19 protein-coding genes and 2 pseudogenes are annotated in these 25,048 nt (G+C 67.5%); 11 read left to right on the forward strand and 10 right to left on the reverse strand.

Features of this window, described 5'->3' with window-relative positions:
* Positions 1 to 971: 971 nt before the first annotated feature.
* On the forward strand, positions 972 to 1,163 hold the full coding sequence (locus ACIA5G_RS48745; RefSeq protein WP_395936441.1) for a hypothetical protein: 192 nt from the start codon (positions 972 to 974) through the stop codon (positions 1,161 to 1,163).
* Positions 1,164 to 1,223: 60 nt separating this feature from the next.
* Here the strand turns inward: ACIA5G_RS48745 and ACIA5G_RS48750 are convergent.
* Positions 1,224 to 1,319 (reverse strand): annotated as a pseudogene (locus tag ACIA5G_RS48750) (enoyl-CoA hydratase/isomerase family protein); the annotation flags it as partial.
* Between the two features lie 56 nt (positions 1,320 to 1,375).
* On the opposite strand from ACIA5G_RS48750, the gene ACIA5G_RS48755 reads away from it, so the two are divergent.
* From ACIA5G_RS48755 to ACIA5G_RS48765, 3 genes are all read left to right on the forward strand, one after another.
* Complete coding sequence (locus tag ACIA5G_RS48755) at positions 1,376 to 1,933, forward strand: transposase (RefSeq protein WP_395936443.1); 558 nt, start codon at positions 1,376 to 1,378, stop codon at positions 1,931 to 1,933.
* On the forward strand, positions 1,930 to 2,184 hold the full coding sequence (locus ACIA5G_RS48760; RefSeq protein ID WP_395936445.1) for an ATP-binding protein: 255 nt from the start codon (positions 1,930 to 1,932) through the stop codon (positions 2,182 to 2,184). Before ACIA5G_RS48755 ends, ACIA5G_RS48760 begins: the two co-directional genes overlap by 4 nt.
* A 158-nt stretch (positions 2,185 to 2,342) precedes the next feature.
* Positions 2,343 to 2,684: a hypothetical protein gene (locus ACIA5G_RS48765; protein WP_395936447.1), complete on the forward strand. Its 342-nt coding sequence runs from the start codon at positions 2,343 to 2,345 to the stop codon at positions 2,682 to 2,684.
* Positions 2,685 to 3,026: 342 nt separating this feature from the next.
* Here ACIA5G_RS48765 and ACIA5G_RS48770 read toward each other — a convergent pair whose 3' ends face one another.
* Positions 3,027 to 4,091: a DUF4238 domain-containing protein gene (locus ACIA5G_RS48770; RefSeq protein ID WP_395936449.1), complete on the reverse strand. Its 1,065-nt coding sequence runs from the start codon at positions 4,089 to 4,091 to the stop codon at positions 3,027 to 3,029.
* Between the two features lie 236 nt (positions 4,092 to 4,327).
* Here ACIA5G_RS48770 and ACIA5G_RS48775 point away from each other — a divergent pair, with 236 nt between their 5' ends.
* The 3 genes from ACIA5G_RS48775 to ACIA5G_RS48785 all read left to right on the forward strand — a co-directional run bounded on the left by ACIA5G_RS48775 (position 4,328) and on the right by ACIA5G_RS48785 (position 10,088).
* Positions 4,328 to 6,046, forward strand: a complete 1,719-nt coding sequence (locus ACIA5G_RS48775) for a caspase domain-containing protein (protein WP_395936451.1) — start codon at positions 4,328 to 4,330, stop codon at positions 6,044 to 6,046.
* Positions 6,047 to 6,657: 611 nt separating this feature from the next.
* Entirely contained in the window at positions 6,658 to 8,562 is a 1,905-nt protein-coding gene (locus ACIA5G_RS48780; protein WP_395936453.1) for an ATP-dependent nuclease, read from the forward strand.
* Complete coding sequence (locus ACIA5G_RS48785; protein ID WP_395936455.1) at positions 8,559 to 10,088, forward strand: UvrD-helicase domain-containing protein; 1,530 nt, start codon at positions 8,559 to 8,561, stop codon at positions 10,086 to 10,088. Before ACIA5G_RS48780 ends, ACIA5G_RS48785 begins: the two co-directional genes overlap by 4 nt.
* Before the next feature lie 601 nt (positions 10,089 to 10,689).
* Here the strand turns inward: ACIA5G_RS48785 and ACIA5G_RS48790 are convergent.
* The 8 genes and pseudogenes from ACIA5G_RS48790 to ACIA5G_RS48825 all read right to left on the reverse strand — a co-directional run bounded on the left by ACIA5G_RS48790 (position 10,690) and on the right by ACIA5G_RS48825 (position 20,328).
* Positions 10,690 to 10,962 carry a hypothetical protein gene (locus ACIA5G_RS48790; RefSeq protein ID WP_395936487.1) on the reverse strand — a complete coding sequence of 91 codons (273 nt, stop codon included), beginning with the start codon at positions 10,960 to 10,962 and terminating at the stop codon, positions 10,690 to 10,692.
* A 35-nt stretch (positions 10,963 to 10,997) separates the two neighbouring features.
* Positions 10,998 to 11,570: pseudogene (locus ACIA5G_RS48795) on the reverse strand (radical SAM protein); the annotation flags it as partial.
* Between the two features lie 253 nt (positions 11,571 to 11,823).
* Positions 11,824 to 14,679: an FAD-binding and (Fe-S)-binding domain-containing protein gene (locus ACIA5G_RS48800; protein ID WP_395936457.1), complete on the reverse strand. Its 2,856-nt coding sequence runs from the start codon at positions 14,677 to 14,679 to the stop codon at positions 11,824 to 11,826.
* Positions 14,676 to 15,998 carry an MFS transporter gene (locus ACIA5G_RS48805; protein WP_395936459.1) on the reverse strand — a complete coding sequence of 441 codons (1,323 nt, stop codon included), beginning with the start codon at positions 15,996 to 15,998 and terminating at the stop codon, positions 14,676 to 14,678. The genes ACIA5G_RS48800 and ACIA5G_RS48805 overlap by 4 nt, the downstream gene beginning before the upstream one ends.
* Positions 15,995 to 16,645, reverse strand: a complete 651-nt coding sequence (locus tag ACIA5G_RS48810) for a flavin reductase family protein (protein WP_395936461.1) — start codon at positions 16,643 to 16,645, stop codon at positions 15,995 to 15,997. Before ACIA5G_RS48810 ends, ACIA5G_RS48805 begins: the two co-directional genes overlap by 4 nt.
* Before the next feature lie 11 nt (positions 16,646 to 16,656).
* Positions 16,657 to 18,006, reverse strand: a complete 1,350-nt coding sequence (locus ACIA5G_RS48815; protein ID WP_395936463.1) for a RidA family protein — start codon at positions 18,004 to 18,006, stop codon at positions 16,657 to 16,659.
* A gap of 14 nt (positions 18,007 to 18,020) precedes the next feature.
* A complete protein-coding gene (locus ACIA5G_RS48820; protein WP_395936465.1) occupies positions 18,021 to 19,391 on the reverse strand; it encodes an MFS transporter in 1,371 nt (456 codons plus the stop codon).
* 148 nt (positions 19,392 to 19,539) lie between these two features.
* Positions 19,540 to 20,328, reverse strand: a complete 789-nt coding sequence (locus ACIA5G_RS48825; RefSeq protein ID WP_395936467.1) for an IclR family transcriptional regulator — start codon at positions 20,326 to 20,328, stop codon at positions 19,540 to 19,542.
* A 121-nt stretch (positions 20,329 to 20,449) separates the two neighbouring features.
* Between ACIA5G_RS48825 and ACIA5G_RS48830 the strand changes: the two genes are divergently transcribed.
* From ACIA5G_RS48830 to ACIA5G_RS48845, 4 genes are read left to right on the forward strand one after another with little or no spacing between them, the layout of a single operon-like run.
* Positions 20,450 to 22,066: an AMP-binding protein gene (locus ACIA5G_RS48830; protein WP_395936469.1), complete on the forward strand. Its 1,617-nt coding sequence runs from the start codon at positions 20,450 to 20,452 to the stop codon at positions 22,064 to 22,066.
* The gene (locus ACIA5G_RS48835) at positions 22,063 to 23,034 is read left to right on the forward strand and encodes a cyclase family protein (protein ID WP_395936471.1); all 972 of its coding nucleotides are present in this window, start codon (positions 22,063 to 22,065) and stop codon (positions 23,032 to 23,034) included. Before ACIA5G_RS48830 ends, ACIA5G_RS48835 begins: the two co-directional genes overlap by 4 nt.
* The gene (locus ACIA5G_RS48840) at positions 23,031 to 23,444 is read left to right on the forward strand and encodes a Zn-ribbon domain-containing OB-fold protein (RefSeq protein WP_395936473.1); all 414 of its coding nucleotides are present in this window, start codon (positions 23,031 to 23,033) and stop codon (positions 23,442 to 23,444) included. Before ACIA5G_RS48835 ends, ACIA5G_RS48840 begins: the two co-directional genes overlap by 4 nt.
* On the forward strand, positions 23,441 to 24,580 hold the full coding sequence (locus ACIA5G_RS48845; protein WP_395936475.1) for an acetyl-CoA acetyltransferase: 1,140 nt from the start codon (positions 23,441 to 23,443) through the stop codon (positions 24,578 to 24,580). The genes ACIA5G_RS48840 and ACIA5G_RS48845 overlap by 4 nt, the downstream gene beginning before the upstream one ends.
* Positions 24,581 to 25,048: the final 468 nt, after the last annotated feature.

A 25,048-nucleotide genomic window follows, 5' to 3' on the forward strand; every position in this document is an offset into this window, starting at 1 on the left:
TCTAGACCTCGAAGATCGCACTCACCATGTGCAAGCATCCGCGGTCGCACACGCAGACACCTCGTCGCCGTGCTGCTACGCCTCCGGCGTACCGTCCAACCTGACCCTCCCCTGAGCACGACTGCGATCGCATGACCCGGGAACTGGACCGATGATCCGCGAACCACGCGAGGCGTGGCAGGCCGAGCTGGAAGCAACGGCTGGCTACGAACGACGCCACGAGCTCGACGAACGTTGGTATCGCTCGAAAGACCCAGCAGACTTCGATGAATTCAAGCAGTGGATGAAGTCGGTGACATGGCCAGCCGAACTTGCGCTATGGCAGAAGGTGAACGACTGGTACGCATCTCAGCTACAGACCATGAGCCCACGACGACGCACGTCCCTTCCCCAAGTGGCCGTGCGTTGCCGCGAGAAGGGCTGCCTACTCGGCCGGGTGTACTGTTTCGCACTTCAAGGCGGCGGCAGCCGGATATATTTTGTCGGCAGGACATCGAGCGGCAAACCTAAACATGGCGTATGCAACTGGCCGTTCGCCGACAGTTTTGACGGACTCACCCGATGGTGGCAGGTCGGATGCAAACACGGCCATGCCCGACTCGACTCGGCCGATCTAGTAGAGCTTGTGGTTCCTCCGACTGTGCCGTCATCGGAATTTCTCGACAAGCTGCCAGAACGGGTGCGCACGAGGCTCACGGAGAACTTGGATCCCGAGAGCGAGACCATCCCAGACGGGCACCGCCTCGCGTGGCGCACGAGGATCTACCTGCCACCACGTGACCGATGGATCCCCCGCGCTGGCCCACAGTGCTAAAGTCGAACACAAGCACCCGCGCCGCATTGGTGTGAGTTGGGCACGTCCCACGCACGCGGTCGCCTGGAGATGGGTACCAGGAATGACCCGAAAGGGTGAATTCCTCATGCCTAAGCCCACACGAGAGTGCCCGTCGTGCGCCGCAAGCATCACTCACGTGACACTCGACCGAAAGCACCTGCGTCGCCTCGCCAAGATGGAAGCCACGGCTGACTTCCTCGCTGCCGAACGCGCTGACCACGAGACCCGCCTACGCTCCCTTGAGCGGTTCCGTTGGCTGGCATCAGGAACCGTTGGATTAATCGCCGCCACAGGCTACGACGTGATCGCTCACCTCATCGGCTGGTAGCACGTCGTCGCGCCACGCACACGAACGGGTGCGACGTGGCCAGACCAACGCCTGGCCACGTCGCACGCGTCCGACGCCGGCCCGCGCGGCGAGCCGCTGGGTGCAGCCCATGGTCGGCGTCAGGCCGACGACCTTCTCGACTAGAGCCTGTTTTGATGTGCTGACCAGCGGAGCTTCTGGCCAGCGGTGTGGCGTTTCTTTGAATCAGATAGATGAGGTCTCCGGTAGACCGATCAACGACCAAGCTGATCAAGAACACCGGAGACCTCGTGCCCAGCCCAGCGGCGACGGGGCGAGCCGACCTGACCGACGCGCAGTGGGCGATCTTGGAACCGCTGCTGCCCGTCGGCAAGAAGCCCGGCCGCCCACCCTTGTGGAGTAAACGCCAGCTCCTGGACGGCATTGGCGGGTCTGTGTCGGTTCGCCGTGGCGTGACGTCCCACCCCGTGTATGGCTGCTGGCAAACCGTCTATGGCTTGTTCCGACGCTGGCAGCGCGCCGGTGTGTGGGCGTTGAGCTTGGCGGCGTTGCAGACCCGGGCCGACGCCGCCGGGCTGATCACCTGGGAGGTGAGCGTGGATTCCACGATCAACCGGGCGCACCAGCACGCAGCGGGCGCCCGCATCGACGGTGACCTTCAGAAAGAACCGCCAGGCGGTCTCGGCGAGCCCGAACCGGCCGACCACGCGCTGGGCCGGTCGCGGGAGGCTGGACGACCAAGCTGCACCTGGCCACCGAGCAAGGCCAGAAGCCATTGTCGTTACTGGTGACCGCCGGGCAGCGGGGTGACTCGCCGCAGTTCGAGGCGGTGCTGGCCAGGGTCCAGGTCGCCCGGATTGAGGGCGACGACGAAGGTCGCTTTATGATCACGGTGAGCGATACAGGCGCAGGGACCAGCGAAGACAACCTTCCGCGTGTATTCGAGCGCTTCTGGCTACCTGAAAAGTCGCGTAATCGCGCGACCGGCGGTAGCGGGCTCGGCTTGGCGATCGTGTGCAACCTCGTACGCCCATCACGGTGAGGTCATGGTCGAGGGCAAGGTCGGGGTTGGCAGCAGGGTTCACTCTACGGGCTTCCCGGACGTCCGGCCTGTCGGCAGGCTCACTGGCAACGAGCGTCGAACCGAACCCCGAACGTGCGATGACGAAACACCGGCCTCGGAACGCACGATAAGAGTGTGTGGACACAGAAGCCCGGGTAGAGATCGTCGGCGCAGCCGACGTACACGACGAGCTGGCATCACTGTCGAGATGGCTCGGCGGCGAGTCGGAGTTCCGCGGCCGTGTACGAATGCTCCGTGCTCAGCTCACCGATGGCCAGATGGGCGGGGGCACCGACGCGTTGAGCATCGGCCTGGCCAGCGGCGGAGCACTGTCCGTGCTGGCGGGGTCGGTCTCGGTGTGGCTCCGGCAGCGACGATCGACGTTGACCGTGAAAATCGTGCATAAGGACGGCAGCTCCCAGGAGGTCACCGCAGCAGGACCGGCCGCGGACACATTGGCGGCGAAGATCGAGCCGTGACGGCTGGACTGAGCGTGCCGCTGTCGGATCCCGACCGTTCCCCGGGTGGTCCTGATCGTGACGAGCACGTTCACCGACCCGGAGCTGCCTGACTGCCCGCGGTCCGCAACAAGCTGGCCAGCCTCCGGGCTTGTCTCACCGACCCCGCACGAGGCAAGCCCCATCGTCGCTTCCGACGAATTCCCGACGCGGTAGCGCGTCCCCTCGCCGAGACTCCCGCCCGTCACCGACATAAGCGGAAGCCTCGACGAACGCCGACGACTGTTACCGGACGAGCGCGCAACGACTCGACCGTATCGTCCCGAGCCAGGCAAGGCGTCAGCCATGACCACCACCGACAGCTCAGCGCCGACCACGACGCCCACCTGCCGCATGGCGCTGACGCCGCGGCGACCCACTCCTGCTCTGCGTGGGGTATACGGCTCGCTGGACCCACAGAAGCGGGACCTCACCTAAGTCCTTCTCCGTGCCATCAGCGTCGACGCGATACCCGGGGAAGGTGCTGAAGCGCAGCGTAGGCCTCTTCTCCGCAAGCGAGACCTCATGCAGCTGGCGCGGATGGTTCGGATGCCCGACGATGAAGTTGTGGCAGCCGGCGGCAACATCGGCATTGCACTGCCTCACACGAGCAGGTTCCACGCGAATCACCAACGGCCGAGGCTGATCGGTGAGGACCAGCTGATGCCCGCTACTGATCGGGAAGCGGACCTCCGCCGCGTTACCGAACCCACGACCGCGGTAGCGGTCTGCCGGAGTCGGCTTATGCCACGCAACCAACGGCGCGTCGGAAGTGAGAAAACGTGGCTTTCGGGCGACCTCCAGGCTCCAGTGCTTACGCATCAGCACCCCCGCATACTTCTCGGCCACGCTCAGCGGCACAGTGACCGTGTCATTGTGCGAGAGCGTGCCCATTACCTCTGCGGCTTCGACCATCTTGATGGCGCCGGCAACCTCGCCGTCGCTCGGCTCAAACCCCAGGTGGACCTCCCGGAGATACTCGGCCATGAGTTTCGCATCGACGCGACGCCCGTCTGCGTACTTCAGAAAGTTCTCGGGGAAGGCGACTTGCTCTCGCGCCTCGGGCGTCCGCCCGACTTGTACGGCCATGTAGGTGGCGAGGACTTCACGACCCGCGGTGCCCGCAGCGGGCAGCTCGTCCTTCTCGATGACCTCGGCGATCGCCTTATCGGCCGGTCCGTCCACCTCCGCCAGAAGCGCTTCGATCTCGGTCGATTTGCCACCCTCAGGCGTCTGCGTCGTGTAGAAGCTGGACTCGACGGCCACGTTCAGGGCTCTGGCGGTGATCAGTCGCCCCCGACCACGGCGCCGCACAGACACTCTCCCATCACACCCGAAGCGTTGCAGGAACGCTCGGGGCACAAAGTGGTGGCGCTTCGGGCCGGACATGCTCACGAGGATAGGCCAGGCGACGCTGCCGTCCTCACCGCGGCTGCGCCCAGGAGACCGATACCGAAGCAACAGCGTGCGCACGAATGAGACGAGCCCGGCCGCACCGCTCAGCACCCTCGCCTCCCTCCCACGCCCTGGCAAGACCGTTAGCTCTGCTGTAACAACAGCACAGGTACCCGGCGACATCCCTCACACACGCGCCACCAAGGCGCAGGGGCGGGAGTTTGACAGCGGTGCCTGAACCAGATCTCCGGCGATCATCAGCCGTACTCGTCGGAACAAGCGTGTACGCCGCAAACGTGACCGGCTTACACAATCTGCCTTCAGTGGACAACAACCTCACCGACCTCACCTCGACACTGACCGACCCCGCCGTGTTCGGCCTGCCCCCGAGCCAATGCCTCACGATCCGCAACGCACCCGACGCGCGCTCGGTCTTCCGCACCCTGCGGCAGTACGCGATGTCGACCGAGGACACGCTCATCGTCTACTTCGCCGGCCACGGCCTCCTGTCACACAACAACGACCTCTACCTCAGCCTCAGCGGCACCGACCCCGACGAGCTCCAGGTCAGCGCACTCCAGTACCAACTTCTACGCGAGATACTCGTCAACAGCCGCGCCACCAACCGAATTCTCATCCTCGACTGCTGCTTCAGCGGAAACGCAACCGAAGGGATGAGCAACGCGCCCAGTCTCAACATCGCCGGCACCTACATCGTGGCCGCGACACCGCCGACCGAGATGGCACTGGCCCCCATCGGCGAGAGACACACCGCCTTCACCGGCGCGCTTCTCGAACTGCTTCGCCGCGGAATCCCCCAAGGTCCTACCAAACTCACGCTCAGCGACCTCTACGGGCACCTGTGGAACGCACTCAACGAGCGAGGCCTTCCCCAGCCACAGCAACGAACAACCGGGCACACGGCCGACCTGGCGATGTTCCACAACACAGCCACCAGCGACCTGACCGACACCGAGATCACCATAACCGAACCTCTGCCACCGACGGTGCCGGTGAAATCTAGAAGGCCGTCTCGACGAACGACCATCGCGCTCTCGACGGCAGCGACCGCCATCCTTCTGGCATCAGGCCTCACCTACGCGATCGCCGCGCAATCAGACACCCCATCCCACGCTGCCCCACCACCGACGTCAACCCCCAGCGACCCGTCGCCGGTCTCCGCGGCACCGCCGTCGTCACTCTCCGGGACAATAACCTCCAGCGCTCCCACGACATCGACGACGAACAAGCAAGCGCCCGACGCCACACTTCTGGTCCGAAACACCTGGCCGACGATGCGAGGCTGCGACGGCGGAACTGCGGTCGCAATGCCGGCCAAGGGACCGGCCCTGAACACCTTCCCGGCCGGCGGCGCAGACCTGCGCGAGCAGGTCGTCGCGCGCGGCGGCGCCTTCTGGCTGTCAGGTTTCATCTACCTGTTCATGTCCGCCGAGACAGGCAAAACTGTCGACATCCTGGAGATCACACCCTCCCTGAAACCAGCGAACCACGACCAGGCCGCCTGGGTCTACCTACCGCAAGGAGGCTGCGGAGGCCGCGGCAGCCGGGTGTTCGACCTCAACCTTGATAGCAAAAAAATCGTCGACAAAGGCATCGATTCAGAGTCAGACGAAACCCTCGACCCGAGCGTCAACCCTGACGCCAAACTCGCACGAACCGAACCTCTCGGACAGACTTTCTCGGTCAGCCAAGACAACCAGGCCTTAGTCCGCATCGACGCGCACGGATGCAAAGCGAACTACACCTTCAATCTCAACGTCTCCTACTCGATCGCCGGTGACACAGCCGTGCACCTGCAGTCCTTCGGCCCGTTCAAATCAAATGCTTCTTCCGGCGACACGCCGGTCTACGCGACGGAGTCACCTGATGGGCAGAACTGGCAATTCGTGAAGACCGGCAACGCTGAAACGTACTACAAGTGCAAATGAGCACCCATCAATCTCCGCGCAACGCCACCAAGAGATGACAAAACCGGCTACCTACACCGCAGAGCCCGAGCGGCTCCCGCAAGATCTCTCCAGCGAGTCACTCCCGCCGCTCCCCGCGTTCCCGGCTGGTCGAGACCATCCCACGGTCGTTCGACTGGAGAGGGATCGCCAGCGCGGTGAGGACGGGTCCGAGCGACCCGTCCCCAGTCGCTACTCTGGCGCGCATAGGCCGAACCTTGACTCCACGACCAGGCTGCCGGCATAAACCGCAGGTCAGCCACGTTCCCATCCTTTAGTACTCCCGCCCGAGGTCCGGCTCTCCACATAACGATCCCGCGCAGGATGGTGCCCTCCACGAGGTCCGGCCAGGACCCCCGACGGTCGTCGCGCATACCTCGCCCTCGCGGTTCGGCATGGCCGACGCCCAGGACCTAATCGTTATCTTCGACAGGCGGATTGCGTAGTCAGACGCTCTCACCTCGAAGATCAACGCGGCAGAGCAAGAGGGACGGTGCTGGCGACCGCTCAGGCCGCTATCGAGCCCTCGTCGACACCACTCCGTAGCCGATGGCGCGATGTAACAACAGATCGTTCCGGCCCGACCTTCAAAGGTGCACCTGAGCAAGCTCATGATCCGAGGACTGCGCGCCAGCGCAGAACACGATCTCGAAGTCCGTCTGCCTGGCCGTTTCGCAGTGCTGATCGGCGCTAACAGCGCCGGCAAGACCACGGTCGCCGAGGCACTGCAGCTTGCACACATCAAGGTATTTCCTCGGCTGCCCGCACCAACCGCGGCCGTTCTGGGCGAGGGCGAACGCTCGGTAGAGGTCGAGTACTCCTTCTCACGCACTGAGCACGATGAAGGAATGCTGGGTCACGTCTTACAAGCTCAGGCTGGCATCACAGCACCTGGTACAACAGCCGCAGCCTGGACACGTGAGTTGAGCCGCGACCTCGGGAGAGTGGCCACCAGAACGCTGATCGCTCACGACGCGATGGACTCTATCCGTCTAGTCTACCTCCCGGCATGGCGAAACCCTGTCGACGAGCTAGCTCGCCGGGAAGCGCGCGTCCTGGTGGAGCTGCTTCGAGCACAGCGCCAGAACGCTGGTCACGGACGTAATTTGGCCGGACTACGCGCCCGCGCCTCAGCGCTCCTCGAACAACTCGCCGCAGACAGCCTCATCGGGGCCGTGGAGGAGCGGATCGCGGCACACCTCCATTCATTGTCGGCGGGCGTCTCCCGCAACTGGCCCTACGTCCGCGGCCAGGTCATCGACGACACCTACCTCGCCAGGGTCTTGGAGCTGATGCTCGCCGTACTCGAAGGGCGTCAGCACGCAAGACCACTCGAAGTCTCCGGGCTGGGGTACGTCAACCTGCTGCACATCGCAGTCACGTTGGCGGCTATTCCGGATCAACAACTGGTGTTCGCGCCCCCCGCTGATGGAGACACCTCCGACGAGGAGCCAGTCGATCCCGCAGACGCGGAAGCAAGGCTGCTCCAGGCACGCGCCGAGCGCGACAGCGAGGAAGACTCGTTCTTCCCCTCACGTCCGCTGCATGTCACCGTTCTGATCGAAGAACCGGAAGCCCACCTACATCCGCAGCTTCAGCACTCCCTCGCCCGGTATCTCCAGCGAATCGCGCGCGAACGTCCTGAGCTGCAGATCATCCTCTCCAGCCACGCCACCGACATCATCACCTCGTGTTCTCCTGAGGACATCGTGGTAATGCGTCGCCTGCAAGACGGCCGACGAGTGAGCCGAGGCATCGCCGAACTCAACATGCCAGACCGCGCCGAGGTCATGAGGAAAACGAGGCTGCACCTCGACGCGAGCCGATCGGCCGCGCTGTTCGCCGAACGACTGCTGCTCGTCGAAGGGGTAACTGACGCCGCCCTCGTCCGCGAATTCGGGTGGGTGTGGTCAGGTGCGGATGTCGACAAACAGTCGTTCATCGACGCTTTGAGCATCGTTCCCATGGGAACGAAAGTCGGTTCGTGGGCAGTACGTCTCTTGGCCACCCGCGACCACGAACTATGCAGTCGGCTAGCGGTGTTGCGCGATAGCGACAAGCCGCTCGAAGAGTCGCCAACCCTTCCAAGTTGGCTGACAACTGATGCTCACGACCCAGACGTCGTTAAGGTCGTGCACAGTCATCCCACGCTGGAGCCGTCCATCACCACCGGGAACGAAGCATTGATCGCTGCGGCACTTGAGGATCTCGAGATCGACCGCCCAATCCCGCTCGATGTCGCCGCCGTGCATCTGCTCTTTCGCAGCGCCCGCAAGAAGACCAAGTCAAGGGACGCAACGTCTGCCGGCCCTGCCGCATCACGCAAGGGCGAGTTCGCACTCGCTCTGGCTGTACGCCTGTCGGACCAGCGACACTCAGGTTCTCTGACCGCGGCGGTGCCGACCCACTTCACCGAGATCTTCGAATTCCTCTACGCAACAGATCAACCCACGGCGCAAGCGGAACCTGCAGAGAACCCTCCGAATGAGCCGACATGACGTCGATCGCGTCGCCAAGTGACGCCCGCCCCAAGAACTTGACAGGCGAGCAGGCTGCCGCGAGCGGCAGCCTGGAACGGCGGTTGTTCATCGACGCGGGTCCCGGTACCGGCAAGACAACCGTTGCAGCTCAGCGCTTCGGAGCTCTCCGTTTCGCTCCAGAATCTAGAACCGACCACCGCGCGATCATCGCCGTGAGCTTCACCAGAGCAGCCACCTGGACTCTGAGGCAGCGGGTGAGACGTATCTGGGGTCCGGCCGCCCTTACATGGCCGCACCGCATCGTCACTCTCGACACGATCATGTGCGACCTCTTGCACGACCTTCTCCGCGCTGGCCTCCTTCGATGGCCTAATAGGCACACGGAGCTCACGGTAATCGACAGCTGGAACGCGCTTGCGCAGACGAAGTGGACCAGAGAAGCCTACAAGGTGTATGTCGAAACTGCGGACGTGAAGTTCGCCAAAGTGCGTCTCGAACGTGGCGCGCGCGTACCTCTGACAGAGATCCGCAAGCATCTCGCCGAGGGCGTCTGCACTCATCAGGATGTCCGGGACGCGCTTGAAAACGCCTTGAAGGACGAGACCATGGCAGCGCGCGCCCGTGACCGCCTGAGGGTAAGCGCGAAAGCACTGATCGTCGACGAGGTTTTCGACGCCAATGACCTTGACATAGCCATCATCGAGCTAGCCACTCGAGCCGGACTGTCCGTCACGCTCGTTGGCGATCCGTGGCAGGCGCTCTACGTGTTCCGCGGCGCCCGCCCCGATGCGATTCCCGCACTACTGGCCCGGACCGGCATCACAACGTTGGCGCTCACCGAGTCGTTCCGCTGGCGCGGCCAGAAGCAACGAAAGCTCGCTGCGAATCTCAGAAAGGGTCATGGCGTCACGCTTGACCCGACGGCATCGGATGCGCTTGCAGGCAACCTCAACGTGGCCCTCTCTACCGAGTGGAAACCGCTCTGGCAAGCCAGCGAAGACATCCTCCCCCTCGCGTTCCACTCCTTCAAGGGGGGAATTGAGGAAGCAGCCGCAACTCTCCTGCTCAACCATCTCACGCGTTCCGCGCTCGGCGAGAACGCCACTTACCTCGCTGACGCGTTGATGACGCTGTCCATCAACGCGCCGGACGCCGCCGAACGGCTGAACAACGAACTCCACCAAGTCGTCGAGACGCTCATGGGCTCGGAAAAGGACCCCGTGAGATCTGCGTACGCCAAGTTGACAGCGATCACCGAGTCCTTCTCGCCACGCCGACTGCGACGGCCACACGCTGCGCACACTATTCGTCTGAAGCTCATCGCGGCTCGCCTAGAACAACGTGGTCGGCTGATTCCCGGCTTGACCACCCATCAGGCCAAGGGCGGCGAGTGGGACACCGTAGGCGTAGTGCTGTCGAAGTCCGAACGAACTCGACTCCAAGGCGGACTTACCCACAAGGAAGACACCGACCGCAAGCTGTACGTCGCCTGCACCCGTGCCCGGATATGCACCGTGCAGATAGCTACCGACACTGCGGAATAGCGGCTGGCCGCGAATGACGAGGACGTACATCTCTCCCAAGGCAGATAATGACCAGCGATAATTCTCTTGTCCCGTTGAAGCAAGCTGCTGCAATTGACCGAATTGTCGGGCCGGTTGGTGGTGCGTTCTGGATTCTCTGAGAGTGGCGGCAGCGTGACTTGACGGCACAGCCGGCGCACCAGAGGTCGTAACCATGTCACCTCCGCGGATCGAGCGCGGGCGTGACCTGCAGGAGGAACCTCGACCATGTCCGGTCATCTAGGCGAACGACCAGCAGCCGGCTGCTCATGCCGTCCCACGTCGGGCATTGAAACTCGCGTCTCAACGCCCGACATTGGGACGGATCGGAACCCTGCCCCCTGTCGCGACCTGCGCTGCCGCCGGAGCCGCATGCAGTGCCTCCACCAGCCTGAGGCCTCTCGAGTCACCAGGCACCGACTCAGCATCCGCGCACGTCCGTCGTGAGGCAGACGTCCGGGCGACCGCGTCGCATGCAGCCGGATCGAACGGTGGCAGCTCAACACACTCAGCTGCCAGTCGCTGTCCAACTGTGAAACGTTCGAGCCAATGAGGCCGCCGACGCCCCACCTCAGACGCTCAATCAGCGATCAAGCCACGGAGCGAGCAGCTTCTCAAGATCAGCATCCGACAGCGCCCGCGGCCCACCGTGGAACTCGTGCCATCGCGCCGCATCACACGCCGCGGTGTACTCGACCTCAAACGCCCGCATCAACACGTACATGAACGTCACCGAGCTGAACCGCTCACCCAACAGGGTCCGCGCCTCACGAGCCACCTCGGTAGCGCCGCGACCGACCACGTCCGCGAGCCGAAGCTCCTCCGCAGCCGGATCCAACAGGCTGGGGGCATACATCACGACAAACTCTCCACCGTAGAAACGAACAAATCTCAACCCTCAGCGGCCAACTGACCACACGCCGCGGCGATGTCCTGGCCTCGGGTGTCCCGCACCGTGCACGCGACACCGCCGGCGTTCACCAGCCGCACGAACTCCCGCTCCACCGGCTTCGGCGACGCGTCCCACTTCGAACCCGGCGTCGGGTTCAGCGGAATCACGTTCACGTGCACCAACTGGCCCAGGTGCTTGCGCAGCCGCTTCGCCAGCAACTCCGCCCGCCACGGCTGGTCATTGATATCCCGGATCAACGCGTACTCGATCGACACCCGCCGACCAGAGGTGTCGGCGTAATACCGGGCGGCGGAAAGCACCTCGTCCACCGACCACCGGTTGTTCACCGGCACCAACGTATCCCGCAGCTCATCGTCCGGCGTGTGCAGCGACACCGCCAGCCGCACCTGCATCTTCTCGTCCGCCAGCCTTCGGATCGCCGGCGCCAGACCGACCGTCGACACCGTCACCGACCGCTGAGAGATGCCAAGCCCAGCAGGAGCCGGATCAACGATCCGATATATCGCCGATATAACGCGACGAAAGTTCGCGAGTGGTTCACCCATGCCTACCCTTTTACAATTCCCTCTGCAGCAACATCTGACCAGGTCAGAGCCACAGTAGAGCTGACTGTGTTCCTAGTCACCCGCAGCATGGGCGGGCATCACATCTGACGGTCACCTGGGCCGCTTCGCCCTTCTCGATCAGCCGCTCGACGGACGTCCGCCTTCGGAGATCACGCAGATTGCCCTGGACCGAGAGCACCGACCCACCGACCCCCTGGGTGGACCGGCAGACGGGAGCTCTTTCGCCTCGACGTGACGGTCACCTCCGGGCTCCGTGCCTGTCCGGGTCCAGGAGCTCGGCGAGGTGCAGACTCCGCCGCTCGGGTTCGAGGTGCCCGATCTGCACAGCGCAACTGAATCCGTCGGCCAAGACCGGGGTGTCTACTGGCGTCTCCCTCAGAGCCGGTCCCAACGCTTGTTCGGCGACGCGCATGGACACGTCGTAGTGCTCGGCCTCGAAGCCGAAGTTTCCAGCGACACCACAACATCCGGTGGCTTCGACCACTTCGGTGACCCCGATGCCGGCCAGCGCCCGCTGCTGGGTGCCGGCGCCGAAGGTCGAGTACTCGTGGCAGTGCATCTGCACGGTGACACCAGGTGGCACCGTAGGCGGTTCCCAGCCTTCCGCGACCCATGCGGCCACGGCCTCAGCGAAGCTCCGGACCCGGTTCGAGACCCGTTCGGCCGCGGCGGATCCCAGTAATTCCGGCAGATCCTTCTTCAGAGCGGCCGCGCAGCTGGGCTCCACGACGACGATGGGCGTATTCGCCCCGTCGTCGAGCTTCCGCACCGTGCGCGCCATGACTTTCGCAGCCGTCTCGAGCTGTCCGGTGGAGATCCACGTCAGCCCGCAACAGGCATCGGTTTCGCAGGCCACCTGCCGGCCGGTGCCGGCGGCCACGCGCGCCGCGGCTCCGGCGACCCGGGGTCGGAAGCCCTTGGTGAAGGAGTCGACGAACAGGATGACGTCCGCCTGTCCCCGTGCGTCGGGAACCGAGGCGAGTTCTCGTCGCAGCTCTTTCCGGGAAGCGAACCGGGGCAGCCTCCGCTCGGTCGTCACCCCGCCCAGCCGCGCCAGAACCGGCTTCGCCAGAACGGCGTTGACCAGACCGCTCACGTACCCGGTGACCTTCAGCCACGCCGGCAGCCAACCCAGCGAGTAGTGCGACAACGGCCGCCGACGTCCCTCGTAGTAGTGCGCGAAGAACTCGGACTTGTACGTCGCCATGTCGACGCCCGCCGGGCAGTCGGACGAGCACGCCTTGCAGCCGAGGCACAGGTCGAGCGCCTCCCGCACGTCTTCCGAAGCCCAGCTCTCACCGGCGCCGCGGACCATCTCCTGCAGCACGCGCGCCCTCCCCCGCGTCGAGTCCTTCTCGTCCCGGGTGGCCCGGAAGCTGGGACACATGACGCCGCCGGTGTCGGCACGGCACCTCCCGATGCCGATGCAGCCCTGGACCGCGTGGGTCCAGGGGTCGACGCCGGACCCGGCCGGGGTCAGCGTGAAGTGGGTGCGCCACTCACGGGCGGGAACGCCCGCGAGGGCGAGGTTCTCGTCGATCGGGTCCGGCGCGGTGATCGACCCCGGGTTGAGCAGGCCGGAGCCGTCCCAGATCCGGCGGAACTCCGCGAACGCGGCGAGCATCGCCGGCGTGTACATCGCGCCGAGCAATTCGGAGCGGGCTCGCCCGTCGCCGTGCTCGCCGGACAGGGATCCGCCGTGCCGGACCACGAGGTGGGCGGCGGCGGTGGTGAACTCGCGGTAGACATTCCTACCCTGCCCGGTTCGCAGGTCGTACGTGACGCGGATGTGCATGCAGCCGGCCCCGAAGTGGCCGTACATGACGCCGGTCAGCTCGTGCTCGCGCAGCAGGGCGCGGAAATCGGCGAGGTAGCCGGCCAGGTTCTCCGGGGCGACCGCCGAGTCCTCCCACCCCGGCCACGACTCGCCCCCGCTCGCGGGCCGGTACGAGAGCCCCGCACCGTCCTCGCGGACCCGCCACAGCGCGGCCCGCTCACCGGCGTCGGGAACCGCACGGCCCGCCAGGACGCGGCCGTCGAGGCGCAGCCGGTCCAAGAGCCGGTCGGCCGCGTCGGCGACGTCATCGGCGTGCTCACCGTCGAGATCGACGTAAAGGAACGCGTTGCCCTCGGGCAGGCCTCCGACCGCGTCGTGCCCACGGCGCATCCGCATCGTGTCCACGATGGACTGGTCGATCCCTTCGACCGCGGCGGGCGAGAAGTCCAGGATCGCGGGGATGTCCCGGGCGGCGTCGACGACGTCGACGTATCCGAGGCAGACCAGCAATGCCGCGGGAGCCTTCGGCACGAGCCTCATCCGGGCACGCACGACGACCACGCAGGTGCCCTCCGCACCGACCAGCGCCCGGGCCACGTTGAACCCGTTCTCCGGCAGCAGGTGCGAAAGGTGGTAGCCCGACACCTGACGGGGAATGCGGCCGAGCTCCGTCCGGAACGCGGCCAGGTTCGCCCGCGCCAGGGACTTGAGCCGGCCTTCGATTTCGAAGGCGCGGCCAACGGCGAAGACGTCGTCCGGATCGGTCGCCCGCAGCCCACCGTGGTGTGCGGTCAGCCGCGCCCCGTCCGCGGTCACGACATCCAGCTCGACGACGTGGTGCGACGTCCGTCCATAACGGACCGAGTGGTTGCCGCACGCGTCGTTGCCGACCGCGCCGCCGATGGTCGCCCGCGTCTTCGACGACGGATCCGGAGCGAAGGTCAACCGGCCGGCGGTGGCCTGCTCGGCTTCCCGCGCGAGGTCGGTCAGGACGACCCCGGCGTCGACGTCGGCCACGCCGCGCTCCTCGTCGATCGAGTGCACCCGGGTCAGGTGCCGCGAGAAGTCCAGCACGACCCCGGGGCCGATGGCGTTGCCCGCCATCGAAGTCCCGCCGCCCCGGCAGATCAGCGGTGTGCCGGCGGCCTGGCACACCCGGACGGCCGCGGCGACCTCCGCCACGCTGCGCGGGAAGACGACGCCGAGCGGAACGACCCGGTAGTTGGACGCGTCGTAGGCGTACGCGGCGAGGCGGTGGCCGTCGGTCTCCACCGCCACTCCGGCTCGTTCCAGCTCGGTGACCACCCCGGACCTCATCGGCCGACCGCGTCGAGCCGGTCGCGGTACGTCTCCTGCAGCCCGAGCACGCAGCCCACGGTCACCGCGAAGGCGCCGAAGATGAGGCCCACGAGGACACCGACTCCGCCCGTCGCCGCGACCAAGGCCGCCGCGACGAGGGGTGCCGGCCCGGCCCACAGCGCGCCGGCCACCTGGTAGCTCAGCGAGATCGCGCTGTAGCGCACCCGGACGTCGAACGACTCGGAGAGGAACGAGGCCAGCGTCGAGTACATCGGCGCCTGCCCGAGCATGAGCATCAGCACGAGGGCGAGCACGAGCAGCCCGAAGCTGCCGGTGTCGACGAGCCAGAACATCGGATAGGCCAGGAGCGCGGCGAAGGCAGCTCCGATGAGAAACACCGTGCGCCGCCCGATCCGGTCCGACACCGCGGCCCAGACCGGAATCACGGCCAGGTCGGCCAGCGCGGCGAGCAGCAGCGCGAACAGGCTTTCCGTCCGGGAGAACCCCGCATGGTCCCTCGCGTACGTCAGCACGTACACGCTGGTGACGTAGAACGCGATGTTCAGCAGCGCCTGGCTGCCGATGGTGAGCACCGTGGCCCGCTTGGCGTGTTTGACCACCTCGAACAGTGGCACCCGCACCTGTTCCGACCGAGCCTTCACCCTGGCGAACGACGGGGATTCGTCGATGCCGAGCCGGATGAACAGCCCGACGGCGACGACCACGATGCTCGACAGGAACGTCACGCGCCAGCCCCACGCAAGGAACGTCTGGTCGGACATGACACCGGAAAGCAGCGCGAAGACGCCCGCCGAGGTGATCAAGCCAAGCGGGACCCCCATCTGCGGGACGCTCCCGTAGAAGCCGCGACGCCCGTCCGGCGCGTGCTCGACGGCCATCAGCACGGCACCGCCCCATTCACCGCCCACGGCGATGCCTTGCACCAGGCGAAGCAGCACGAGCAGGATCGGCGCCCACACGCCGATCGCGGCCGCACTGGGCAGCAGGCCGACCAGCGTGGTCGCGCCGCCCATCAGGAGCAGCGTGGTGATCAGGACGCGCTTGCGCCCCAGCCGGTCGCCGAAGTGGCCGAACACCACCCCGCCGACCGGCCGCGCGACGAACCCGACGCCGAGTGTCGCGAACGACACCAGCGTGGCCGCCGGCGCGGCGAGGCCCGGGAAGTACAGCTTGTCGAACACCAGCGCCGCGGCTTGGCCGTAGATGAAGAAGTCATACCACTCGATCGTGGTGCCCACCAGGCCGCCGAGGGCGGCGCGCCTGGACTGCTTCACCACGGCGGTGCCGGCGGCGACGGCCTCGCGCGGAGCCGTCACCGCTGCCACACCACGCTCGACGCCAGGCCCGCGGCCGGGTCAGCCAGGCTCGCCGACCGCGGGACGACGTTCATCTCGGTGCTGAAGGTCGGCCCCGGCATGCGACCGAGCGGACGCAGCTTCGCCGGGTCCGGCTTGCAGTCGCCGGCCACGATTCCCTCGCGGAAGTGCGCGTAGACGACCGTGCCCATCACCCACGTGCTGCGGCCGAGGTCGATCGCCGAGTGCAGGACGCACTCGAAGCTCACCGGCGCTTCCGCGATCCGCGGCGCCGCAACACGTTCGCACGCCGCCGGGGTCAGCCCGGCGGCCGCGAACTCGTCGACGTCCGGCGGGTACTCGATCGAGGTGATGACGAGCGGGTCGAGCAGGTCCGCGGTGGGGATGTTGACGACGAACTCGCGGCTGTCCCGGACGAACGCCAGAGTGTCCTTGACGTCCTTGCCGGGGACCAGCGGCTTCGACACCGAAAACCCGAGCATCGGCGGGTCGGAGCACACGATGTTGAAGAAGCTGAACGGCGCGATGTTGGGCTCCCCGTCCAGCGACCGGCAGGACACCCACGCGATCGGGCGGGGCACCACGCCGCCGCACAGCAGCTTGTAGTTCTGGTGCGGGGTCAGTGCGGAAACGTCGTACCCGGTCATCCGTCGCTCCTTCACCGCTGCCGGGCGACAACTTCGATTTCGATCGACGCCTCGCCGAACGGCGAAGTGTCGACGATCGGGATGAAGGTCGTCGGCGGGAGCACCGGCCCGAAGAACATCGTGCCGACGCGCTCGACGACCGCGCGTTCGCTCGCGTCCTTCAGATACACGGTCTGGTGGACCACGTCGGTGAGGTCGAGGCCGTACGCCTCGAGGTAGCCGACGTGCAGCTGGTAGACGTACCAGGCCTTGGCCCGGATGCCGGTGTCCGCTTCGAGGTGGCCGAAGGACAGGCGGCGGTCTTCGCCGGTCAGCTCGGCGTTCCGGTCGACGAGCCGCCGGTCGGCACCGTCGATGGGCACCTCGCCGCAGGTGAACACCAGCCCGCCACCCCGGACGGCGCCGACGTAGTAGCGCGCGATGTCCGCCTGCGGCAACTTGACCTCCTTGGCGTCGCCGCCGGTGCGCGGCAGGTAGGCGACCGCTTCGAAAGCGATGCGGGCGGCCGGGTCGGGCAGGCCGCCGATGCTCAGTCCGGTGCTCGCCACCAGCCGCTTTTCGTTGTGGTCGACCAAGGCTTGGCGCGCCAGCACGACCGGGCCGAAGTAGCGCATCGACTCGGGCAGCCAGCCGTTGACCTTCAGCACGTCCTCGACGCCACCGCCCGCGGTTTCGAGCGCGGCGTCCACCTTCTGGAACAGCGTCCACGACTGCCGCAGCGACTCGGCGCCTTTGGGGGTGCTGAACTCCAGGCCGGCGAGCTCGTCGGGCAGGTCGCCGAGCCGCGGCGGCGCCGCCGCCGGTGTCACGCCCGTGGTGCTGGGCACGAAGACGTAGTCCCCGGCGCGCGCCACCGTGCTGCCGTCTTCGCCCTCGATGACCTCGACACCGCTCTCTCCGGTGTAAGCGACGGCGTCGAGATAGACCTCCACCTGCTCGTCCAGCCCCTGCGACGTCACCAGCACGACGCTGATCGCTGGGCGGTGGCCGCCGAGGCGGTCGCGGACGACGCGGTTGACGACTGCCAGGTTTTCGCGGTCGGTGACGAACACCCGCAGCCGGGCGATCGCGCGGAGGTCCAGGTCGTAGCTGGCGAGCACCTCGGCGAGCTGGTCGAAGGCGAAGTACGCCTGCGCGGCGGCCGGCTCCTCGGGCACGTCGATCAGCATCTGGTTGCGCCGGACGCGTGATCCGTCCGCGTCGACCTGCTCGAACGACCGGACGAGCTCGCCGGAGGGCAGGTGCGGGGTGACGGAGCCGATGAACACCAGGTCGGCCGCGCTGTCGGCGATCTTGCTGTACGGGCCGATCAGCCGGCCCCGGCCGTCGGCGGAGGTCGTGACGGTTTCCTGCTGCCCCATGGGGGTCTCTCCTTCTACTGGGTGCGAACGCTGGGCGACCGGACGTCCTCGACGGCACCGGTGCCGGTGGCGAAGAGGTCACGCCGGAAGACTTCGGTGATCGTGCAGACGGCGGCGAACGTGATGACCGCCAGCACGCTGAGGTAGAGCGACACGGACCAACTGCGGCCGGTCACCGCCACCAGGGTCGCCATGATGGTCGGCGCGAACCCGCCGGCCACCACGGAAGCGATCTGGTAACCGAGGCTGGCGCCGGAAAAGCGCACCTCGGCGGGGAACATCTCGACGAACATCGCGGCGAGCGGCCCGTACATCGACGAATGGATCACGTACGCGATCACCAGGCCGAGGCCGAGCAGCCACCGGTTTCCCGTGTCGGCGAACAAGAACAGCGGCCACGCCCAGACCGCCATGGCGGCGGTCCCGACCAGGAACAGCTTCTTGCGCCCGACGCGGTCGCTGAGCCAGCCGAAGAACGGCAGCGCGACGACCTGCACCAGCCCGGCGCACATCACCAAGGCCAGTACGGTGCTGCGGGGCAGCGCGAGCACGCGGCTGCCGTAGTCGACCATCCCCGTGCTCAGGACGTAGAACGCCGCGTTGCCCACGAGGAAGGCCCCGGCGGCCTGGGCGACCGCCTTGCGGTGGGTCCGGAACACCTCGACAAGCGGCTTCTTGACCGGCGAAGCCTTCGCGGCGTTCGCCTGCTGCAGGTGGAGGAAGACGGGCGTCTCCTCGATGCGCCGTTGGACGTACATTCCGAAGAGGACGACGACGAACCCGCCGAGGAACGGCAGCCGCCAGCCCCAGGCGCGGAAGTCGGCGTCGGACAGCAGCAGCGTCAGCAGCAGGAAGATGCCGTTCGCGAGCGCCGCGCCGAGGCACGCGCCCAGCTGGCCGAGGCTGCCGTAGAAGCCGCGTAGCCGCACGGGGGCGTGTTCGGTGAGCAGCAGCGCGCCTCCGGCCCACTGCGCGCCGACACCCAGACCTTGGACGAGCCGGAGCAGCACGAGCAGGACCGGGGCGAGCGCGCCCACCACGGCGTGGGTGGGCAGCAGCCCGATCAGGGTCGTCGCGGTGCCCATGACGACCATGGCGAGCACCAGTGTGGGGCGCCGGCCCCAGCGGTCGCCCAGGTGGCCGGCGATGATCCCGCCGACCGGGCGGGCCAGGAACCCGACCGCCAGGGTGCCGAAGGCGGCGATCGTGCCCATCGCGGCGCTCTGGGCCGGGAAGAACAGCGGGCCGAGCACCAGGGCCGCCGCCGTTGTGTAGACGTAGAAGTCCAGCCACTCGGCCGTCGTCGCCGCGACGCCCGCGACGGCGATGCGCCGCATGGCCCGCTGGTCTCCCGGCTGCGACGGCGTCGGCGTTGACGCGGTCATGCGCACCTCCTGGCGAACAGGGAAAGGGATGCGCCCGGCGGCCTCCACGGCAAGTTGCCTCGCGATCTCGCGGGCTACCGGCCGAGCGTGTTCGTAGTCTGCGTAACCCACCGCCTCAAGTCAAGACACTGTCTCATTTTTTCTGGTTTCACCTCCCCCAGGTGCCCAGATAACCGAGACGGCGCGACAGGCGCCGAGCCCCGTCGAGGACCGCTTCGCCCACCTTCTCGACGGGCAGCAGCTCGAGCCGGTCTCCCGGCATGCTCAGCGTGACCGCCCCGGCGCACGACCCGCTCGCGTCGAAGAACGGCGCGGCGATGCCGGCGCCGTTGCGCACCCAGCGGCCGCGGCTCACCGAATAACCCAGCTTCCGGTCCCGCTCGAGCGTTTCCCGGTATTCGGCCAGATCGGTGATGCTGTTGGGGGTATGCCGCTCCAGGCCCTCGCCGAAGACGAGCTCGACCTCGCTGGCCGGCATGCCGCAGAGGATCGCCGTGCCGGCCGCGCCGGAGGTCAGCCGGATCGGTTTGCCCAGCTCGAGCACGTACCGGATGGGCTGGTCGCAGTCGATCTTGTCCCGGAAGACCAGCCGGTGGTGCTCCCGCACGGCCAGGTAGCAGGTCTCGTTGTAGACGTCGACGATCTCCCGCAGGATCGGCTTCGCCGCGTTCCACAGGCTGTCCCGGTCGCGCAGCACCGCCACCAGCGAGAACAGCCGGGAGCCCGCGGTGTACACCCCCCGCTCGCCGGTCTGCTCGACCCAGCCGAGCTCTTCCAGCTGGGTGAGGATCCGGCTGACCGCGCTGCGGTCGATGCCGGTCTGCCGCGCCGCTTCCCGGACACCGATCCCCGTTTCCTGCGCCGCCACCAGCTCGACCAGCACGACCGCCCGGTCCAGGACCCCGGGCCGCCCGGCGCCCGCCCGCTCTTCACTCACCACAGTCTTCCTTTCCTCAAGGAGCCTCTGCGCGACAGTGTCTCACTCAGAGCCTTGACAGCGCGAGGTCTTCGTGCAATTTTCGAGACACAGTCTTGCTGAACGAGACATAGGAGACGTGGTGGATCTGGACAAGCTCAACGTCCGTGACTTCCTCGAGGCGGCAGCGGCCCGCAACCCCGATCAGCCGTTCCTGATCTGGCAGGACGAGGAACAGACCTACGCGCGGTTCGTCGCCGAGGTCGGCCGCGCCGCGGCCGTCTGGCACGGGCTGGGCGTGCGCAAGGGCGACCGGGTCGCCTTCATGGCCGGCAACTCCCCCGGGTTCCTGCACGCCTGGCTCGGCCTGGCGAAGCTCGGCGCGATCCTGGTCGCGGTCAACACCGGGTTCAAGCTGGACGAGGCCCGGTACCTGGTCGAGCACTCCGAAGCGGTCGCCGCGCTGGTCGACCCGGAACACGCGGATTTCTTCACGGCGATCCGGCAGTCGGCACCGGCGTTGCGGACCCTCTGCAGCTTCGGCGACAGCGCCGGGTTCCTCGACTTCCCCCAGGCCATGGCGCAGGCCGATCCGGCCTCGGTGCCTGTCGTCGACCTGCGAGGCGACGACGTCATCTCGCTCATCTACACCTCGGGCACCACCGGGCGGCCCAAGGGCGTCATGCAGACGCACCGCAACTACGTGCTGACCGGCCAGGCGTACCCGTACTGGATGGACATGGCGAAGGGCGACCGCGTGTACGCGTGCCTCCCGCTGTTCCACATCAACTCGCAGGCGTACTCGACCATGGGCGCGATCGGCGCGGAGGGCGCGCTCGTGCTCGCGCCGCGGTTCAGCGCGAGCCGGTTCTGGCCCGAGGTGCGCCGGCACCGCGTCACCGTCTTCAACTACATCGGCGCGATGGCGGTCATCCTCAGCAAGAGCGAGCCGTCGCCCCTCGACAAGGACCACGACGTGCGCGTCGCGTACGGCGTGCCCGCGCTGCCGCACGACGTCCGCGAACAGGTCGAGCAGCGCTTCGGCCTGGGCGCCATCTCGGGGTTCGGCATGAGCGAGACGACCTACGGCCTGCTCGAACCCCGCGACCAGCCCCGACGGGCCGGGACGATGGGCCTGCCCCGGCACCACCCCGACCCGTCGGTCCCCCGCACCGAGGCACGCATCGTCGACAAGAACGGCGATGAGGTCGGCCCGGGCGAAGTCGGCGAGCTCGTCCTGAAGAACGCCGCCATGATGCTCGGCTACTTCAAGGACCCCGAGCGCACCGCGGAGGCGCTGCGCGACGGCTGGCTCCACACCGGCGACAGCGCCTGGCGTGACGAGGATGGCTGGTTCTACTTCGTCGACCGCGTCAAGGACATCGTCCGCCGCCGCGGGGAGAACGTCTCGTCCCTGGAAGTCGAACAGACGCTCAACACGCACCCGGGCGTCCGAACCTCGGCCGTCATCGGCGTGCCGTCCGACCTGCTCGACGAGGACCTCTGCGCGATCGTCGTGCCCCAGCCCGGCCACACCCCCACCGCCGGCGAGCTCGTCGCGTGGTGCACGGAACGGCTGGCGCGCTTCAAGGTTCCCCGCTACGTCGAGTTCGTCACCGAGATCCCGATGACACCGACGGCCAAGATCGAAAAGCACCGGCTCCGCGACGGCGACTACGCCCGCGGGGACCGCATCGACATCGGCGAGGCGGCCACCCGCCTGTCCGCACCCGTGACCGTGAGCCAGGAGGAAGCATGACCACCGCCACCACCCCGAACGTCGAGACGGTGCGCGCGCTCATCGCCAAGCACGGCAACTGGGGGCGCTGGGGCGCCGACGACCAGGTCGGCACGCTCAACCACGTCACCCCCGAAGCCGTCGCCGCGGCCGCGTCCGCGATCAGGACCGGCAAGCGGTTCTCGCTCGCGCTGCCCTTCGACGCCGACGGCCCGCAGCGCGGCGGGTTCGGCCGGTTCAACCCGATCCACCTGATGTTCCGCGACGGCGGGGACATCGCGACCGGCACGATCGTCGACGACTTCTACGGCGGCAACGACCGGCACTGCCGCGGCACCGACGACCTCGTCATCATGCCGCTGCAGTCCGGCACCCAGTGGGACGCGCTGTCGCACATCCTCTTCGACGGCAGCATGTACAACGGCTATGCCCCCACCGCCGTCACCAGCAAGGGCGCCACGCGCAACGACATCGCGCAGGCCGCCGACCGCATCGCCGGCCGCGGCGTGCTCCTCGACATCGCGCGAGCGAAGGGAGTCGACGCGCTCGAAGACGGCTACGCGATCACCGCCGACGACCTCGACGCCTGCGCGGACAGCCAGAAGGTCGAGGTGCGCCAAGGAGATTTTGTGCTGGTCCGCACCGGTCAGCTCGGGGCGCGGCGCGGGAACTGGGGCGATTACGCCGGCGGCCACGCCCCCGGCATGGGGCTCGCCAGCGTGCCGTGGGTCGCCGACCGGCAGATCGCGGGACTCGCCACTGACACCTGGGGCATGGAGGTGCTGCCGAACGAGACGCCCGATGTGTTCCAGCCACTGCACTGCGTCTTCCTCGTGGGAATGGGCCTCTACGTCGGGGAGATCTTCGACCTCGAGAGCCTGGCCGAGGACTGCGCCGAGGACGGCCAGTACGAGTTCTTCTTCTGCGCGCCGCCGTTGCCGTTCAGTCGCGCGGTCGGCTCGCCGGTCAACCCGATGGCGATCAAGTGACCACGCCCCCGAACCCGGCCCCGCGCGGTGAAGAGCGGGTCTACTTCGACGCCGCGGCGGAGAACCGCCTGACCTACCAGACCTGCGACAGGTGCGGGTCGACGGTGTTCTACCTCCGGGCCGTCTGCCCGCACTGCGGCGGGGAAAGCCTGCGGTTGCGCGACTCGGCGGGCCGCGGGACGGTCTACAGCTACACGGTGCAGCACCGGGCGAGCCACCCGTACTTCGCCGACCGGAGCCCGATGACGCTGGCCCTGGTGGATCTCGACGAAGGCTTCCGGCTGCTGGCCACGCTCGACGACGTCGACGACGTGACGGTGGGAATGCCCGTCGAGGCCGTGTTCCGCCCACAAGACGAGCTGACGCTGCCGTACTTCCGGCCGCGCGCCCGTGAGGAGCAACCGAAATGAGCATCCGCGGCAGGACCGCCATCGCCGGCATCGCCGAGGTCGACACCTTCCAGACGCACGGGCGCTCCCCCGCCGGCCTCGCGGCGGCCGCCTCGAAACGCGCGCTCGAGGAAGCCGGCCTCACACTGTCCGATGTGGATGGGCTGTTCACGACGTCGTCGTACTACTCGATGCCGACGCTCACCATGAGCGAGTACCTCGGCATCAACCCGAGGTACACCGACTCGACCGCGCTCGGCGGCTGTTCCTTCATCGCCCACCTCGGGCACGCCGCCGCAGCCATCGAAGCGGGGCTCTGCGACGTCGCGCTCGTCTGCTACGGCAGCACCCAGCGCAGCGACCGCGGCAAGCTGGTCAGCAACGCCGAATGGCTGGCTTACGAGCAACCGTACGGGTTGCTGCACCCGGTGGGGAGCTTCGGGCTGATCGCTCAGCGACACATGGCGCAGTACGGCACCACCAGCGAGCAGCTGGCCCAGGTCGCCGTCGCCGCCCGGGAATGGGCCCTGCTCAACCCGGACGCGCCGTACCCGAAACCGCTGACGGTCGAGGACGTGCTGGCCTCAACACCGATCGCGAGCCCGCTGCACAAACTGGACTGCTGCCTGGTCACCGACGGCGGTGCGGCGGTCGTGCTCACCTCGGCCGAGCGGGCGCGGGACCTGGCGAAGCCGCCCGTCTACCTGCTCGGCACCGGCGAAGCGGCCAACCACCGCAACATCTCGCAGATGCCCGACCTCACGGCGACCGAGGCCGCGCGCAGCGCCGAGCGGGCGCTGCACATGGCCGGGGTCACCCACGCCGACATCAGCACGGCGCACGTCTATGACGCGTTCACCATCAGCCTCCTGATCCTGCTGGAGGACGTCGGGTTCTGCGCCAAGGGCGAAGGCGGCCCGTTCGTCGCGGACGGCAACACCGCGCCGGGCGGCTCGCTCGCGCTCAACACCAACGGCGGCGGGCTCTCCTACACCCACCCCGGCATGCTCGGGATGTTCCTGATCACCGAGGCGGTCCGCCAGCTTCGCGGGGAAGCGGGGGCGCGCCAGCAACCCGGCGCGGCGGTGTCGCTCGTGCACGGCATGGGCCTCACGCTCGCGGCCCACGCCACGGCGATCCTCGGGACCACGCCGTGACTGTCCCTGACAGACGTACGCAAAGCGGGTGCTGGATAACGGCCGGCCGGCCCGGGCAGCGTGAGTGTCCAGCGCCGAGGTGAGGGGGTGCGTGCGGTGTTCGACGAGCAGAGCTCCGTCGCGCGGCTGCGGCTGTGCACGCGGCGCGACAACGGCTGGCCGACCCCGCTCGTCCAGCTCGTGGACCACACCGCCGTCGCCGAGCGGTTCGACCTGCCCGCCGTCGACAGCCTGCACCTGACGCTGGTCACGCAGGGCAGCACGGTCCTGGAGTCGCGGCGGGGCACGGGCTGGCACCGCACCGAATACCGCCCGGGCCGGGTCGGGGTGACCCGGCCCGGCCGGGGGGGGGGGGGGGGGGGGGGGGGGGCGGCGCCCCGGGGGCGCCCCCCCCCCGAGGGGGCCCCCCCCCGGCGGCCACCCCCCCCCCCCCCCCCCGTAAGGGCGCCCCCCCCCCCCGGCCGCGCG

Origin of the sequence: Amycolatopsis sp. NPDC051758 (assembly GCF_044453095.1) — a bacterium.
Taxonomy (GTDB): Bacteria; Actinomycetota; Actinomycetes; order Mycobacteriales; family Pseudonocardiaceae; genus Amycolatopsis.